Below are 14,375 nucleotides of genomic sequence, written 5' to 3' on the forward strand. Positions count from 1 at the left end.
CTTGCACCACGCCACAGTCCGGCGTGCGATGCGGGTCGATTGTATCCGGAGGTCATGGTCGTCTCCTGATCGTCGCCAGCAGGGCCTCCGCCGCCCGCTGGCCGACAGCCGCGAGCGACACGTGCGCGAGCGCCCAGGCCGCCCGTTCGGCGCGTTTGCGTTCTGTCTCTCCTGAGTCATCCGCGTCAAGCAAGCGTCGCATCGCGTCGGCGACGGCGGAGGTCTCGAATTCGACGGCCTCGCCCAGCTCGGCATCGGCGACCACTTGACGGCCCGAGCGCGCCCCGGCGAACAGCACAGGGGTGCCACAGGCCGCGGCCGCATAGGTCTTGGTCGGTCGTGCGAAGTCGTAGCCGATCCCGGGGACGATGCTCACGAGCGCGGCAGTCGCGCCGCGGATCCACGACGCCGACTCTGCCGGGCTGACCACGCCGCCGAAGGTCACGCGGCCCGGCGCGAGATCCTCGGCGAGCGTTCGCAATTCCCTCTCGACGGCACCCTGGCCGAAGAATCGGAGTGATACATCAGGGTGGCTCTGCGCGATGGACGCGAACGCCCGGACGAAGATCTGGGGGCGCTGCCACTCGGACATCGTCCCGGTGTAGACGAAATAGCGCTCATCGGAAGCGGGTTGGACCTCCGGCGAGAAGACCTCGGTGTCGATGCCGTTGCCGACGACGACCACGCGGTCGCGATCGGCGCCGAGCGCGACCAGCCGGTCGGTCACCTCGTCGGAGATCGACAGCGTGACGGCCGCACGGCGAAGCACGGCGCGCTCCATCCAGCGCATTACCGCGACCACCGGGGCGGACGCGCCCATCGACTTCACGCCGTCGGTCCACACGTCCGCCGCGTAGTAGCCGAAGGGACGACGACGCAGCGCAGCCGCCAAGGCGACCACGAGTCCCGTGGTCGGTGGCGACTCGGCCACGGCGAGCCGCCACTTCCGGAACATCAGGCGCAGGAGCAGCGGCGCGTCGAAGCTGGCGTACTGGACGTAGCCCCGCACATTTCCTCCGCCGTCCCGCAGCACCGGCCACCGCGCGACCGTTACACCCGGAGGATCGGACGTCGCGGGTGCGTGCGACGGCGGCACGGTGGTCACCACCGTGACCGATGCACCGGCATCCGTCAGCCCCCGCGCGAGCGCGCCCAGGCGGAATGCTCCGGCGCTCACCTCGGGAACGAAGAGGCGCGAGGCTATGACGACCGCGGTGCGGTCGGCGTCTGCCGAGCTCATCGCGGAGCGTCCGAGCCGTCGTCGGCCGTTCCGCCGGCGGGCGTCTCGTCCGCTCCCGACGTCGTGCCGTCGGCCGGTCGAGCTGCCTCGAGCTCCGCCAGCCGCAGCTCGTGGAACGCGCTCTGCTCGGCCAGCGTGCGGATCTTGTCCTCGACCCGGGTGAGCTCGGCCCCGTACTGCAGGCTGACGAGGAACAGGAGCCCGATCGCGATGAAGAACACCAGGTTCGTCGGCACCGCGATGCCGAGCAGCTGGGCCGCCCACGTGAGGGTCTGCGGAAAGAGGGCGACGACGAGCGCGATCACACCGCCGATGAGCCACCAGACGGCGTGCCGCTCACGCAGCGTCGCGCGTCGCATGAGTTCGACGATCGCGATCAGCGCGAGCACGGCGGCGGCGACGCCGAACGCATAGGTCATCGGGGTCACGCGGCGACCTCCGCGGGGACGGACACGCGCGGTCGCAGGAGGGCCAGCAGAAAGGCCATCCCGGCCCGAACCAGGTAGATGCTCGCCCGAAACGGCTGATGCGACGGTGAGCCAGCTTGACGGGGGCGCATCGCGACCGGGTGCTGCGTAAGGCGGAGTCCGGCGCGTGCGCCGATCACGAGAGCCTCGACCGTGTCGCCGAGGTACTCCGCCGGGTAGGTCTCGGCGAAGAGCCGCACCGCCGCCGGACCGTTCGCCTTGAACCCGCTCGTGACGTCGTCGAGTCGGCGTCCGGCAACGCGGCTCACGGCCCCCGCGAGAACGCGCATCGCCCAGCGCCGCGGCCCACGGGCGTCGTAGTCGCCGACCCCGGCGAAGCGCGCGCCGATGACGACGTCGGCGTCCTGGAGGCCCGCGACCAGCTCGGGGATGTAGCGCGGATCGTGCTGACCGTCAGCATCCACTTGCACCACGATCGAGTGACCGTGATCTCTCGCATACCGGAATCCCGCCCGCATCGCGCCGCCGACGCCGAGGTTGAACGGCAGTCGGAGCACGATCGCCTCGGCCTCGCGGGCGGCACGGGCGGTTGCGTCCGTCGAGCCGTCGTCGACGACCAGGCACACCGCCTCGGGGACGGCCTCGCGGACGCTCCGCACCACCGCCGCCACGGACTCCTCTTCGTTGAGCGCCGGCACGACGATCAGGAGGTTCTGCACGGACGCGGGCATATCACCCGATCCTAGTCGAGCGCGGTTCGAGCTCACCGCTCGCACGCGGTGATCCGCCACAGCGACGCCTCCCCCTCACGGTCCACCAGCTCGAAGCCCGGCTGGCCCGCGAAATCGGTCATCCCCTCGAGTTCATAGCGCCCGGGGGTCTCCTCCCCCAGCCCGAAGTCCAGCACGAACGACGGCGAGCCGTACACCTCGAGAGCATCACACACCGCGGCATTCGTCCCGACGTCGCGCAGGTCGGTCTGGATCAGCTTCCACGGGTCCGTTCGCGGGTGCGCCCACGTCCGTGGGAAGACGTCGCGGCCACTGAGCATGTAGCCGAAGCCCATCCCTGTCGACGGGTTGCCGATCACCCGGTCGTCCTCGTCGACGAACTCATCGAGACGCTCGAGCAGCACGCGTTCGTCGGGCGAGAGGTAGTCCTCGGTGATGTAGCGCGACTCGGCGTCGACGGTCCCCTGCGTCACCGCACGCATCTGGATCATCGGGGCAGCGATGAGCGAGGCGATGCCCAGGGCCGCCACTCCGGCAAGACCCCAGGCTGCGCCGAACGCCGCCGCCTCCGCTCCATGCCGGCGCGAGAGGGACCGCGCGGCCCATGTCGCGATCCATGCGAGCCCGATCGCCGCGAGCGGCACGATCACGACGGCGCACGCCGCCGCGATCCGGTACGGATCGGCATACCACGCTCCGAGCAGGACGCGGCGGAGGATCGGGTTGCCGACGGACGCGGCAACCGCATAGAGGCCGCCGAGAACGAGCCAGGCGGTAGCCAGCCAGCGCAGCTGCGGGCGCGTGATCGCGACGATCACACCGGCGATCATCAGGATGCTCACGCCGGTGAGCACCGGAAGGAGCACCGGCCCGTTCAAAAGCACGTCGGCGATGGCCTCGAGCTTCGTGCGGAACGGCGGCCAGTGCGAACCCGACGTGCTCCGCGTGAGCGCGATCCACAGCAGCACGAACGCCACCCACACGCCGGCGATCGCTCCGATGAGCAGCGCGCGCTTCCGGCCGGTGGCCGGAACAGCCGCGGCGATCGCCCACCAGGTGAACCACGAAACCGCGATGATCGACAGGGTGAGCAGCGATGCCGGCTGGGAGAGCGCGATGGCACCGACACCCGCGACCAGGAGCGTGCCCAGCAGCACCGCCGAGCGGAGCCGGCCGGCAACCGGGGAATCCGACTGCATCCACTGCGCCGAGCCGACGGCGAGCCCGGCGACCGCGGGGACGAGCGCGAGCGACAGGGCGAAGGAGTAGAGGACGCCCCACTGGAACATCAGCATCGGGAAGACCGCGAGCGACGCCGAAAGAGCCGCGGTCATGGCCACCGCGATCGGGGGGATGCCGGTCATCCGCTGCGCGAACCAGGTCACCCCGAGGGTCCAGACCCCGGCGGCGATCACGAGCGAGACCAGGTTCGCGGCGACGGGGATCTCGACTCCGGCGAACAGTACGACCGCTGACGCGAGGGCGTGCCAGGCCGCAGGATAGAAGCCTCTGCTGCCGACCACCGAGCTGACCTGCAGTGACGAGGCCGATCCGGTCTCGAGGATGTGACGCACGGCGTTCAGGTGGAAAACGGCGTCGTTGGTCATCGAGATGGCCGCCGGATCGTGCACGTAGATGACGAACCGCGCGGTCGTGAGCAGGATGCCGATCGCGAGGCCCGCCGCCAGGAGGCGCAGCCCGTGGGCGGAACTGCGGGCAGCAGGTCGACGCGGTCCGAGCCACCATCCCGCGAGCCACGCGAGCCCCCCCAGCACGGCGACGCCGACCAGGATCGACCATGCCGACCATGGGATCCCCACCACGCCGTACACCAGCGCCAGCCCCGCGAAGGCGGCCACGCCGAGCACCGGCGCGATCGCCCACAGCGCGAGTGCGCGAAGGCGCAGTCCGGCGCCCATGACCAGACCGGGGAGGAACACCACCGCGAAGGCGACGAGGAGCGCGGGCAGCGCGCCTGCCCAGGCGCCGATCACGACTCCACCAGGCTTACCGCCCCCTCGATCGGACCGTCGTACACGACCTCGCCTCTGCTGAGGACCACGCCGCGATTGCAGAGCTCGCGCACCATGTCGAGGTCGTGGCTCACGATCAGCAGGGTCTTCCGGTGCGCGATGAGCTCCTCGAACTTGAGACGGCACTTCTCCCGGAAAGGCGCGTCGCCGACAGAGAGGATCTCGTCGACGAGAAGGACGTCAAGCTCCACGTGGATCGCAACCGAGAACGCCAGGCGCATGAACATCCCCGAGGAGTAGTGCTTGACCTCCTGGTCGATGAACTCCTCGATCTCGCTGAACGCGACGATCTCGTCGTAGCGAGCCTCGATCTCGTGCTTCTTCATGCCCAGGATGGCGGCGTTGAGGAATACGTTCTCGCGCCCGGAGAGTTCCGGGTGGAATCCGGCGCCTACTTCGATGAGGCCTGCCACGCGCCCGCGCGTGAGCACCTCGCCGTCGTCCGGTTCCATGACTCCGGAAATCAGCTTCAGGAGCGTCGACTTCCCCGAGCCGTTGAGGCCGAGGACGGCGACCGATTGTCCTTCGCCGATCACGAGATCGATGCCCTTGAGCGCTTCGAACTCGCTGGTGAGCTTTCGCCGCTTGATCCAGGAGACGACGGTGTCCTTGAGGGAGTACGCGTGATTGAGCGTGAAGCGCTTGCGCACGCCGTCGATGATGATGCTGGGTGTGATCGTCGTCTGGTCGCTCATAGGTCTTGCGCGAACCTTCCCTCGAGGCGCCGGAACACGAGTTGGCCGAGCAGCATCGTCGCCACGGCGATGACGAACGTCGCCAGCGTGTTCCAGGCGAGTCCTGGTGGGATCTCGAATGCCCCCGCCGTCACCGGGCGCCAGAACGCATAGTGGAAGAGCTCGACGGCCTGGGTGATGGGATTGAGCATGTACAGCTCGACGACCCACTGCGGCCAGCCGAGCACGTTGACGACGGCATCCTGCACCTGTGTCCACGAGTACAGCACCGGTGAAGCCCATGTCGCCAGCAGCAGCATCAGCTCGACGATGTTCTCCGCGTCTCGATATCGCACGTTGATCGCGCCGAACAGCAGTCCGAGCCCGAGGGCGAACACCATCACGATCGCCATGCCCGCGAAGATCGCCAGCACCGAGAGGATCGAGACGTTCACGATCCAGCCGAGCACCAGGCACACCAGCAGCAGCAGCGCGGCCTGAGGAAGGAAGTGCACGAAAGCTACGACCACCGCGGAAACCGCGAAGAGCTGGCGGGGCAGGAACACCTTGCGCACGAGCGCGGCGTTCCCGACGATCGAGGTCGTCGCGTTCTTGAACCCCTCGGAGAACAGGTTGATGACCACGATTCCGCTGAACAGGTACACCGCGTAGTTCTCGATGCCACGGTCCATCTGGAGGAACAGGCCGAGGACGACCCAGAACACCAGGAACTGCGCGGCGGGACGCACGTACGACCACGTCCAACCGAGCACGGAGTTGCGATAGCGGGTCGTGACACCGGTGCGAATCAGCAGGCGCAGCAGATAGCGCCACCGCACGACATCGATCAGCCCGCGGCTCTTGCCAGGGGTGTCGAACTCGGAACGCGGGACGGCGCTGAAGAGGTCTCGGGTATCGGTCACGGGCCTCACTCATTCGGCGCGCAACGACGGAAGTCGCCACGGGGATCTGCACATTCTAGGTCAGCCAACCTGTGCGCTTTCGATGCACGTCGGCGCCACGCGCATCACGGTGTGCGCCGCGGCTCCTGACGGCGGACCGTCAGCCATTCACGGAAGGCTGCGACAGGCTTCGCCGCCCAGATGCTCGGGTCCGTCGCCACGTCCACGGCGCCGTCCACGCCGAGCGCCTCGATCCGCTGGACGCTGTGGGCGACGTCGCTCACGCGCTCACCGAACGCATCGCCGATGACGCTGTCCGCGAAGGGGCTGTCGCGTGCGATCACGCGACACCCGAATGCCCGCGCCTCGAACAGCACCGTGCTGGCCTCGCCGACCACGATCGCCGTCCGCTTCAGCGTCTCGTAGACGTCGGCCGCATCATCGATGATCACGCCGGCATCCGCTGACAGCCTCGGGTAGCGGCGTGCGGTCTCGGAGCGCTCGCCCGGGTGCGGTCTGAACACGATCGACCACTCGGCCCCGAGCCCCGCACGAAGACCGACGACGAAGGCATCGGTGACGTCGGGGTCCGTTCGCGAAGAAACCACCAGGACGCTGCGCGGGCGTGTCTCCGGTGCGGATGCTGCCTGGCGTTCCAGGTGCGGCTTGCCGATCGCGGTGACGACGCCCGGGTGACGGATCGAGGCCGACCAGTAGGGGCCGAACGTGAGCACTTCATCCGGAAGTGCGCGCCTCAGAACCGCCTGATCGAACGCCGTGCCGTAGTTGTATGCCGCGTGGGACGGTCCGATCCATCCGTGCTGCGGCTCGGCCACCCACGCGCCGGCATCCTTCATCACCCCGACCCATTCGCCGTGGTAGGTGTACGAGCCGTTGTCGAACAGCACGATCTTCGGCCGTACGCGATCGAGAAGTCGGCTGAGTTCGTCGAGCTGGAACGGACGGAGAAGCTCGGTGCGACGCACACTCTGGCCGATGCCCGCGAACGCGCCCGACGGCCGGTCCAGATGGCCCGCGAACGCTTCGAGCAGTCTGTCCATCGACCGAGATGTGCTCGGCGCGATGGCCGTCCCGCGTGCGCGCCAGCGGGCCCGCGCAGTGGCCGACTCCATGCTGAGCGTCGGGCGGAACACCGGCTTGCCGATCGGCGCAGGCAGCGGGCGCAGTTGCACCACAAGGGCGTCTCCAGCAGCCTCGGCGAAGTCGTCGACGAGCCAGTTTCGCGCCCTTCCGCCTTCGTCTGCGAGCGTGGAGCCCGACACATAGAAGCAGACATCGTGCCGAGCGGATCGCCGGACCGCGTCCCAGCGACCGGGGAGATAGCCACGAGCCACCCGCCTGGCCTCTCCCCAGCGCGTCCACTCGCTCGTCTTGGCGACTTCGACGCTGCCGGTGTGCTCGGCGGACATCATCCAGAAGATCTGCATGCGAACCTGCGCCCAGAAGGGGACGGTCGCGCCGGGAAGGACCTCCAGGAGATCGTCCGGTGCCCGGTCCTCGAGATCGAGGAACCGGCGCATCGTGCTCGAGGTCCGCCGCGCGAAATCGTCTCCCCGATCCGTCACAGATCGCTCCGCTGATTCATCAGCCACTCCACCACCGCGAAGTCGAACTCACTGTCGACGTCGGTCGAGCGTTCCGGGGGCATCTCGTACAGGATCGTCGAGGGGAAGAAGACGACCTGATCCTCGAGCAGCGCCGTGCGCTTCCAGACGTAGATCGAGCCGTTCATGTCGAAGCACCGCGGCGCATCCTGGCGGCGCAGGACCGCGTCGCTCGGCGACTTGCTGACCGCGACGGTCCCGTTCGGCTGCTCCTCCACCAGGTTGAAGTAGGGATTGCGCCGCGCTTCGGTACCCGTGATCACAGAGTCGGCGTCGGCGGATTCGAACATCTCGACGGCCTTTCGGATGTCGTCGACCGTGCGCAGGGGGCTCGTCGCATCCAGATCGACGCAGACGTCGTACGTGCTGCCCGTGCGCTGCTCGGTGGCGCGGACGGCGTGAGCGATCGCGGGAACTTTCCCAGCCGTGTCCGTCGCCATCGCTGCGGGACGCACCACGACGCCGGTGGCACCGAACCCCGGCGCCAGCGCGAGGATCTCGTCGGAGTCGCTCGAGACCACCACCTCGTCGAACAGCCCCGACCGCACCGCCTGGACCACCGAGTGACCGAACAGGGGCCTGCCCGCGACGACACGGAGGTTCTTGCCCGGCACGCCCTTCGATCCGGCGCGCACCGTGATGGTGCAGATCCTCATCGGGTGCTCCGCTCCCACGCCTGGCGGGCGCGTTCCAGATCATCGGGGCGGCCCACATCGATCCATTCCTCGTGGATCTCGAAGGCGCGCACCGGGCTGTCCTGGGCGATCAGTCGCGCGAGCAGAGTCGGCATGTCGCAGTACTCGTCCAACTCCAGCGATGACAGCGCCTCCGGCTCGAGAACGTAGATGCCGGCACTCACCAGCTCGCGGTGATGGGGCTTCTCCGCAAGCGATGTGACTCGGTCGCCCTCGCGCCGGACGACGCCGAAGGGGATCTCGAACCCGTACTCTCGCACGCCGATCGTCGCGGATGCGGACGTTCGGCGGTGGAAGTCGAGCATCCGGCGCAGATCCACCTGGGTGAGAAGGTCGGAGTTCATCACCACGAACTCGGTGTCCGCCGCGCCTTTCAGCTGCGCAAGCGCTCCGGCCGTGCCCAACGGGGCCCGCTCGTGCAGGTAGCTGACCTCCAGCCCGAAACGCTCACCGTCCCCCAGGTGCTCCTCGATGAGGTGTCCGAGGTGGTTGACCGATACGTGCACTCTGCGGAAGCCTTGATCGCGGAGCCGTCCGAGGATGATGTCGATCATCGGTGCGTCGCCGACCGGGACGAGCGGCTTCGGGATGTCCTTCGTGATGGGGTAGAGCCGCTGACCGCGCCCTCCCGCCATGAGGACGACAGGCGTCGCCAGCGGCGTGGCGATGCGCTCGCCCTCCCCGACGACGTCGATCATGCGGCCCCCGTCGTCGACGACGGCGACGATGCGGATGCCGCGCTCCGACTTCAGAGCATCGACATCGTCTTGCGTCGCAGTCGGCGGCACCGTCGCCGGCGACGGGTTCATGACGATGCTGACGCGGTCTTCGAGTACGGCGCCCGCGAGCAGACCGCGCCGTACGTCGCCGTCGCTGACGGCTCCGATCAGTCTCCCCGCGGCATCCTCCACGAAGACGACTTGAAGTCGGCTTCGGTCGAGGCGCACGAGGGCATCGCGGATGCTGACTTCCGGCCCGACCGTGAGGGGTGTGTTGTCGATCACTGTGCTCGTCCTTCAGCTGCTCGGGGCCGTGCGGGAACTCCGACCACAGTGACACCGGGAGGGACATCACGCACGACGACCGCTCCTGCGCCCACGATGCTGTCCGACCCCACCGTGATGCCCTGGATGACCCGCGCACCGAGCCCGACCAGCGCGCCGGCACCGACTCTGACTCCCCCGGCGAGGACGGCTCCGGGAGCGATGTGCGCATGTGCCGCCACCAGCGTGTCATGCTCCACGATCGCGCCGGAGTTGATCAGCGCCCCTTCGTGGAGCTCTGCGCCGACGTTGACGATGGCTCCCGCGAGAACCTGGACCGCGTCCGCGACGTGCGCACCTGGATCGATGAACGCACGCGGGTGCACGACCTGCGTCACCCTGAACCCGAGTCGCCGCGCCCTGTCGTGGAGGGTGCGGCGCGCCGTCGTCGATCCCGTCGTCCCCACGCCGTTCACGAGCAGCACCTCGTCGGGGTCGAGCAGCTCGAGCTGCTCGTCGCCGCCGAGGTGGGTGAGGCCGGGCAGCGTCGTCGACGGCGAATTCGCCAGGTACGCGCTGATCCGCTCCCCACGCAGCGTCAGTGCGGCCAGCACCGAACGGGCGTGACCACCGCCGCCGAGTAGCACGAGCTCAGTCATCGATCAGCTCACCGCGGGAGTAGGAGCGGGTCGCTGCGCTGCCTGCGACCTCCCAGAAGTCGAAGGCGCTCCGACCCGACGCCGGGCGGAAGCACACGAGGTCCTCATTTCGAATCACAGCCCCCGCAGCGATGTCCCCCGCCGCAACCAGACTGCGTCGCACGACCGCGCGGTTGCCCACCTCGACCGGCTGGCAGCGCTTCTGCGCCGACCCGAGCATCGTCGGGACGCGGCGCAGATCCGCGACGTATGCGTGGAGCCCGTCCGGGTCGAGCGAGGCCGCGTGGTCGGGTCCCTCGGCACCTGTGTCGAACGTGAAGTGCTTCTCGACGGCGACCGCACCGAGACCGACGGCGAGCACCGACGCCAGCGAGCCCAGCGAATGATCCGAGTACCCGACGCGATGGCCGAACGTGGAGGCGATGGTCTGCAGGGCGCGCAGGTCGAGGTTCTCGTCGGCGGCCGGATACTGTGTCGTGCAGTGGAAGATCGTCACGTGCTCGGCGAAGACGACGAACTCGTCGCGCGCCTGCCAGGAGCGCTCGAGCACCTCCGGCGTGATGCGTTCTGATCGATCGAGCGCCCCACGCCCCTGGGCCACCCCCGCGGCGATGAAGCGCAGAGCGCGAGAGATCTCCGGGATGTCCGCCATTCCGGTCGACAGGATGACGGGCAGCCCGGTGCGCCCGGCCGCGACAAGCAGCGGCGCAAACGTGAGATCTCCCGACGCGATCTTCACCAGCGGAATGCCCAGTTCGCTGACGAGGAAGTCGAGGCCCTCGAGATCGAATGCCGTCGACAGGAACCGGATGCCGCGCGAGTCGCAGTGATCCCGCAGGGCCCGGAACTCGTCGTGACTGAGCTCCAACTTCCGGAGCAGGTCATGCTGCGACCGGACGTCGTCCTCGGATCGCCGCTGATACTCGGCCATCGCGGCACTCTCCAGCGCCAGGTTGTCGGCGGAGAAGGTCTGGAACTTCACGGCGTCGGCTCCCGCGGACGCCGCGAGATCGACGAGCTCCTTCGCCGTGGCGAGCGAGCCGTTGTGGTTGACGCCCGCTTCGGCGATGACGAAGACGGAGTCGGTCATGAGGTGACTGCCCTTTCGAGGTCGTAGAAGGATTTGCGGGGCGGACGCGGGATCGCGTGGTCACGCAATGTCCGGGCGACGCGCTCGGCGAAACCGGGCGAGCCGAAGATCGCGGTGCCGTCGCGATCGACCTCATCGTCGAGAGCACCGCGTACGGCCATCTCGATCGCCGCGCGAGTCGGCTGCGGTGTCGACACGCTCGGAGCGAGCGGTCTCCCTCGCTGACGGTCGCCGACGAGTACGGACGGCACCCCGAGCACAGGCGCCTCGAGCACGGTGCTCGACGAGTTTCCGACGACGACGGATGCAGCGTGCATCGCGCTCAGGTACCCGAGCTGCCCGAAGGATTCGATGTAATCGACGCGCTCCGGGTTCGCGGCGACGAACTCCGCGATCCGCGCCCGCACATCCGCCGTGCCGAGATCGGAGTTCGATCCGGTGACGACGATGTGCAGATCCTCGACCGACTCGAGTGCGGCGAGCATCTCGTCGACGAGGTGCGCCGGCGGCTCGACGTCCATGGCCGCCGGATGGAAGGTGACGAGCGCCGTCCGTGACGGCAGCCGCACTCCGAACCGCCCCTCGACCTCCTCGCGTGACAGCAGGTCGAGCGCCGAGAGGGCGTCGACGATCGGGGCCCCGTGGAAGTACACCCGATCCGGCTCCTCGCCCAGCTGGATCACACGGCGACGGTGGTCGGCTGTGGAGGTGAAGTGGAGGTAGGACATCTTCGTGATCGAGTGGCGGAGCGCATCGTCCATCGCCCCCTCGGTCAGTTCGCCTCCGTGGATGTGTGCGAGCGGCACCGACAGGATCGTCGCGGCGGCAGCTGCGGCGAACGCCTCCAGCCGATCCCCGAGCAGGACAAGGATATCCGGGTCGATTTCCGCGAGGACCTCCGCATAGCCGGCGATCGCAGCTCCGACGTCGGCTGCCGTGTCCACGCGGCCGCCTGCTCCCGACCAGATCGGCACCGAGGCCGCGACGCGGAAGCCGTCGTTCTCGATCTCAGACACGGTTCGACCGAAGGCGTCGCTGAGGTGGGTTCCCGTCACGATGAGCCGAAGGTCGAGCTCCGGCTCGACCTGGATCTCGTGGAGCAGCCGCCGCAGCAGGCCGTAGTCCGCACGCGTGCCGCTGAGGACGGCGATCGTTCTCATGATGCCGCCAGAGCGGGTGAGCTGGGGATGCAGACGACACTCGCGTGAAGAGCCTCGGCGGTCGGAACCGCGGCGTGAGGGAGGTGGCGATACGGAGCCTGCGCATGCAGGAGATTCCAGAGCGGACGGCACTGCAGTCCGTCATCGTTCGTCGCCGCCAGCACCTCGTCCCGGACTGCGAACCCACCGTCGATGCGAACGGCGCAGAGCCAGTAATTGCTCTCGGTCCCCGGCGGCTCGTCGAGGAAAGTGACACCGGGCACCCCGGCGAACCGCTCCCGATACCGTGCGGCGAGCCGACGCTTGGCGTCGAGGAAGCCGGGCAGCCGTTCCAGCTGCGCGACACCCAGGGCTGCGTTGAGATTCGGCATCCGGTAGTTGTAGGCCACCTCGTCGTGCTCGAACTCCCAGCGATGCGGGAGTTTGGCCGTCGTCGTCCGATGGCGGGCGCGGCGGGCCAGTTCGTCGTCGTCCGCGATGATCATCCCGCCGCCGCCGGTCGTGAGGATCTTGTTCCCGTTGAAGCTGATGATGCCCAGCCGGCCGAAGGTGCCCGTGTGCACGCCGCCCACACGGCTGCCCAGCGACTCCGCGGCGTCTTCCACGACAGCAACGTCATACTCGGCCGCAAGGGATACGAGTTCGGCGATGCGCATCGGATGACCCAGAGTGTGCATCGGCACGATCGCGCCGATGCGCCGGCCGGTGGCTTCATTAACCAGACCATCCGGCGTCGAACGCGCGGCCCGCAGAACCCCCGCGACCGACTCGACCGACATACCGAGGGTATCGGGATCGCTGTCCACGAAGTACGGCTGAGCTCCGACATGGCTGACCGCGTTGGCCGTCGCGACGAAGGAGAGCGTCGGCACGATGACGTCGTCCCCGGCGCGCACGTCGGCGAGTTCCAGCGCCACCTGCAGGGCTGAGGTCCCGTTGGATACGGCGATTCCGTGCGCCGCACCGGTGAACGCCGCGATGCCCTGCTCGAACTCCGTGACGAAGGCGCCGACACTCGACACGAAGGTCGAGTCGAGGCACTCCTGCACGCGCTGCTTCTCGAGCGCTGTGATGTCGGGAATGTGCAAGCCGACGAACGGCTCGTCCCCGACGACGTCGCGCAGTGCCGTGACCACCTCTCGCGCGGAAGTCATACGACGTAGGCGTCGGTTCGATAGCGCGCGAGGTTCGCGGGGTCGGTGAACCACTCCGCCGTCACCCGCAGGCCCTCTCGGAATCCGTCGACGCCGTCATAGCGCGGCTGCCAGCCGAACAGCTTCTTCGCCTTGCTGTTGTCGGAGAAGAGCCGCTCCACCTCGGAGTTGGCGGGGCGGAGGCGCCGGGGGTCCTCGGTCGCGGTCGCTTCGATCCCCATCGCCTGCGCGATCAGCTCGAAGGTCTGCCCGATCGAGACCTCGAACCCGACTCCGAGGTTGACCACCTCGCCGACGCCCGCGGTGCTCGTGAGCGCCGCGGTGAATCCGGAGACGGTATCGGGGACGTAGGTGAAGTCGCGCGTGGGGGTGAGTGCGCCGAGCTGGATCTCGCGCTTGCCCGCCGCGAGCTGGCTGATGATCGTGGGGATCACCGCACGCGCCGACTGCCGCGGACCGAACGTGTTGAACGGGCGGATGGTCACGGCAGGGAGGTCGAACGAGGTGTGGAACGCCTTGACCATCTGATCGGCGCCGATCTTCGAGGCCGAATAAGGGGACTGCCCCTGAAGCGGGTGGTCCTCGTCCATCGGCACATACCGGGCCGTGCCGTACACCTCGCTGGTGGACGTGTGGATGAACCGGCTCACGCCGGCGGATCGCGCCGCGTTGAGCAGGTTCAGCGTGCCCTGGATGTTCGTCTGAACATAGAGGTCGGGGGCGGCGTACGAGTAGGGGATGGCGATGAGGGCTGCCAGATGCAGCACGGCGTCGCGGTCACTCACGGCCGACATCATGAGCGCGGGATCACGCACGTCGCCCGGAAGGAACTCGATCTGGGCGGCGACCTCCGGTTCGAGGCCGTCCAGCCATCCGCGCGAGTCGAACGAGTTGTAGAGCACGAGCGCCCGGACGTCGTGCCCGTCCCTGACGAGCTGCTCAGCCAGGTGCGACCCGATGAAACCGTCAGCTCCTGTGAGCAGTACCTTCATGGGGCCAGT

The 14,375-nt window shown here is 68.4% G+C and carries 14 protein-coding genes; all 14 read right to left on the bottom strand.

Annotated elements, in window-relative coordinates:
- Positions 1–52: 52 nt before the first annotated feature.
- Positions 53–1,240, bottom strand: coding sequence for a glycosyltransferase family 4 protein (locus tag FFS15_RS07160; protein WP_137844329.1), 1,188 nt, complete (start codon positions 1,238–1,240; stop codon positions 53–55).
- Positions 1,237–1,659 carry a DUF2304 domain-containing protein gene (locus tag FFS15_RS07165; RefSeq protein WP_137844426.1) on the bottom strand — a complete coding sequence of 141 codons (423 nt, stop codon included), beginning with the start codon at positions 1,657–1,659 and terminating at the stop codon, positions 1,237–1,239. The genes FFS15_RS07160 and FFS15_RS07165 overlap by 4 nt, the downstream gene beginning before the upstream one ends.
- Before the next feature lie 5 nt (positions 1,660–1,664).
- Positions 1,665–2,399: a glycosyltransferase family 2 protein gene (locus FFS15_RS07170; protein WP_137844330.1), complete on the bottom strand. Its 735-nt coding sequence runs from the start codon at positions 2,397–2,399 to the stop codon at positions 1,665–1,667.
- A gap of 32 nt (positions 2,400–2,431) precedes the next feature.
- A complete protein-coding gene (locus FFS15_RS07175; protein WP_137844331.1) occupies positions 2,432–4,393 on the bottom strand; it encodes a DUF6541 family protein in 1,962 nt (653 codons plus the stop codon).
- Positions 4,390–5,127: an ABC transporter ATP-binding protein gene (locus tag FFS15_RS07180; RefSeq protein ID WP_137844332.1), complete on the bottom strand. Its 738-nt coding sequence runs from the start codon at positions 5,125–5,127 to the stop codon at positions 4,390–4,392. The genes FFS15_RS07175 and FFS15_RS07180 overlap by 4 nt, the downstream gene beginning before the upstream one ends.
- Positions 5,124–6,029, bottom strand: coding sequence for an ABC transporter permease (locus FFS15_RS07185; protein WP_137844333.1), 906 nt, complete (start codon positions 6,027–6,029; stop codon positions 5,124–5,126). Before FFS15_RS07185 ends, FFS15_RS07180 begins: the two co-directional genes overlap by 4 nt.
- Positions 6,030–6,133: 104 nt before the next feature.
- Positions 6,134–7,594 (bottom strand): hypothetical protein, encoded by a 1,461-nt coding sequence (locus FFS15_RS07190; protein ID WP_137844334.1) that lies wholly within the window; start codon positions 7,592–7,594, stop codon positions 6,134–6,136.
- Complete coding sequence (locus tag FFS15_RS07195) at positions 7,591–8,289, bottom strand: acylneuraminate cytidylyltransferase family protein (RefSeq protein ID WP_137844335.1); 699 nt, start codon at positions 8,287–8,289, stop codon at positions 7,591–7,593. The genes FFS15_RS07190 and FFS15_RS07195 overlap by 4 nt, the downstream gene beginning before the upstream one ends.
- Positions 8,286–9,332 (bottom strand): nucleotidyltransferase family protein, encoded by a 1,047-nt coding sequence (locus tag FFS15_RS07200; RefSeq protein ID WP_137844336.1) that lies wholly within the window; start codon positions 9,330–9,332, stop codon positions 8,286–8,288. Before FFS15_RS07200 ends, FFS15_RS07195 begins: the two co-directional genes overlap by 4 nt.
- Positions 9,329–9,970 (bottom strand): acetyltransferase, encoded by a 642-nt coding sequence (locus tag FFS15_RS07205; RefSeq protein WP_137844337.1) that lies wholly within the window; start codon positions 9,968–9,970, stop codon positions 9,329–9,331. Before FFS15_RS07205 ends, FFS15_RS07200 begins: the two co-directional genes overlap by 4 nt.
- Positions 9,963–11,060, bottom strand: a complete 1,098-nt coding sequence (locus FFS15_RS07210; protein WP_137844338.1) for an N-acetylneuraminate synthase family protein — start codon at positions 11,058–11,060, stop codon at positions 9,963–9,965. The genes FFS15_RS07205 and FFS15_RS07210 overlap by 8 nt, the downstream gene beginning before the upstream one ends.
- A complete protein-coding gene (gene neuC / locus FFS15_RS07215; RefSeq protein ID WP_137844339.1) occupies positions 11,057–12,220 on the bottom strand; it encodes a UDP-N-acetylglucosamine 2-epimerase in 1,164 nt (387 codons plus the stop codon). Before neuC ends, FFS15_RS07210 begins: the two co-directional genes overlap by 4 nt.
- Positions 12,217–13,374: a LegC family aminotransferase gene (locus FFS15_RS07220; protein ID WP_137844340.1), complete on the bottom strand. Its 1,158-nt coding sequence runs from the start codon at positions 13,372–13,374 to the stop codon at positions 12,217–12,219. Before FFS15_RS07220 ends, neuC begins: the two co-directional genes overlap by 4 nt.
- Positions 13,371–14,366 (bottom strand): GDP-mannose 4,6-dehydratase, encoded by a 996-nt coding sequence (locus tag FFS15_RS07225; RefSeq protein WP_137844341.1) that lies wholly within the window; start codon positions 14,364–14,366, stop codon positions 13,371–13,373. The genes FFS15_RS07220 and FFS15_RS07225 overlap by 4 nt, the downstream gene beginning before the upstream one ends.
- Positions 14,367–14,375: the final 9 nt, after the last annotated feature.

Origin of the sequence: Microbacterium sp. 2FI, assembly GCF_005502885.1 — a bacterium.
Classification (GTDB): Bacteria; Actinomycetota; Actinomycetes; order Actinomycetales; family Microbacteriaceae; genus Microbacterium.

Coding starts and splice junctions, on each gene's coding strand:
- FFS15_RS07160 (WP_137844329.1), bottom strand. CDS start 1,240: ATGAGCTCGGCAGACGCCGACCGCACCGCGGTCGTCATAGCCTCGCGC.
- FFS15_RS07165 (WP_137844426.1), bottom strand. CDS start 1,659: ATGACCTATGCGTTCGGCGTCGCCGCCGCCGTGCTCGCGCTGATCGCG.
- FFS15_RS07170 (WP_137844330.1), bottom strand. CDS start 2,399: ATGCCCGCGTCCGTGCAGAACCTCCTGATCGTCGTGCCGGCGCTCAAC.
- FFS15_RS07180 (WP_137844332.1), bottom strand. CDS start 5,127: ATGAGCGACCAGACGACGATCACACCCAGCATCATCATCGACGGCGTG.
- FFS15_RS07195 (WP_137844335.1), bottom strand. CDS start 8,289: ATGAGGATCTGCACCATCACGGTGCGCGCCGGATCGAAGGGCGTGCCG.
- FFS15_RS07205 (WP_137844337.1), bottom strand. CDS start 9,970: ATGACTGAGCTCGTGCTACTCGGCGGCGGTGGTCACGCCCGTTCGGTG.
- FFS15_RS07210 (WP_137844338.1), bottom strand. CDS start 11,060: ATGACCGACTCCGTCTTCGTCATCGCCGAAGCGGGCGTCAACCACAAC.
- neuC (WP_137844339.1), bottom strand. CDS start 12,220: ATGAGAACGATCGCCGTCCTCAGCGGCACGCGTGCGGACTACGGCCTG.
- FFS15_RS07220 (WP_137844340.1), bottom strand. CDS start 13,374: ATGACTTCCGCGCGAGAGGTGGTCACGGCACTGCGCGACGTCGTCGGG.
- FFS15_RS07225 (WP_137844341.1), bottom strand. CDS start 14,366: ATGAAGGTACTGCTCACAGGAGCTGACGGTTTCATCGGGTCGCACCTG.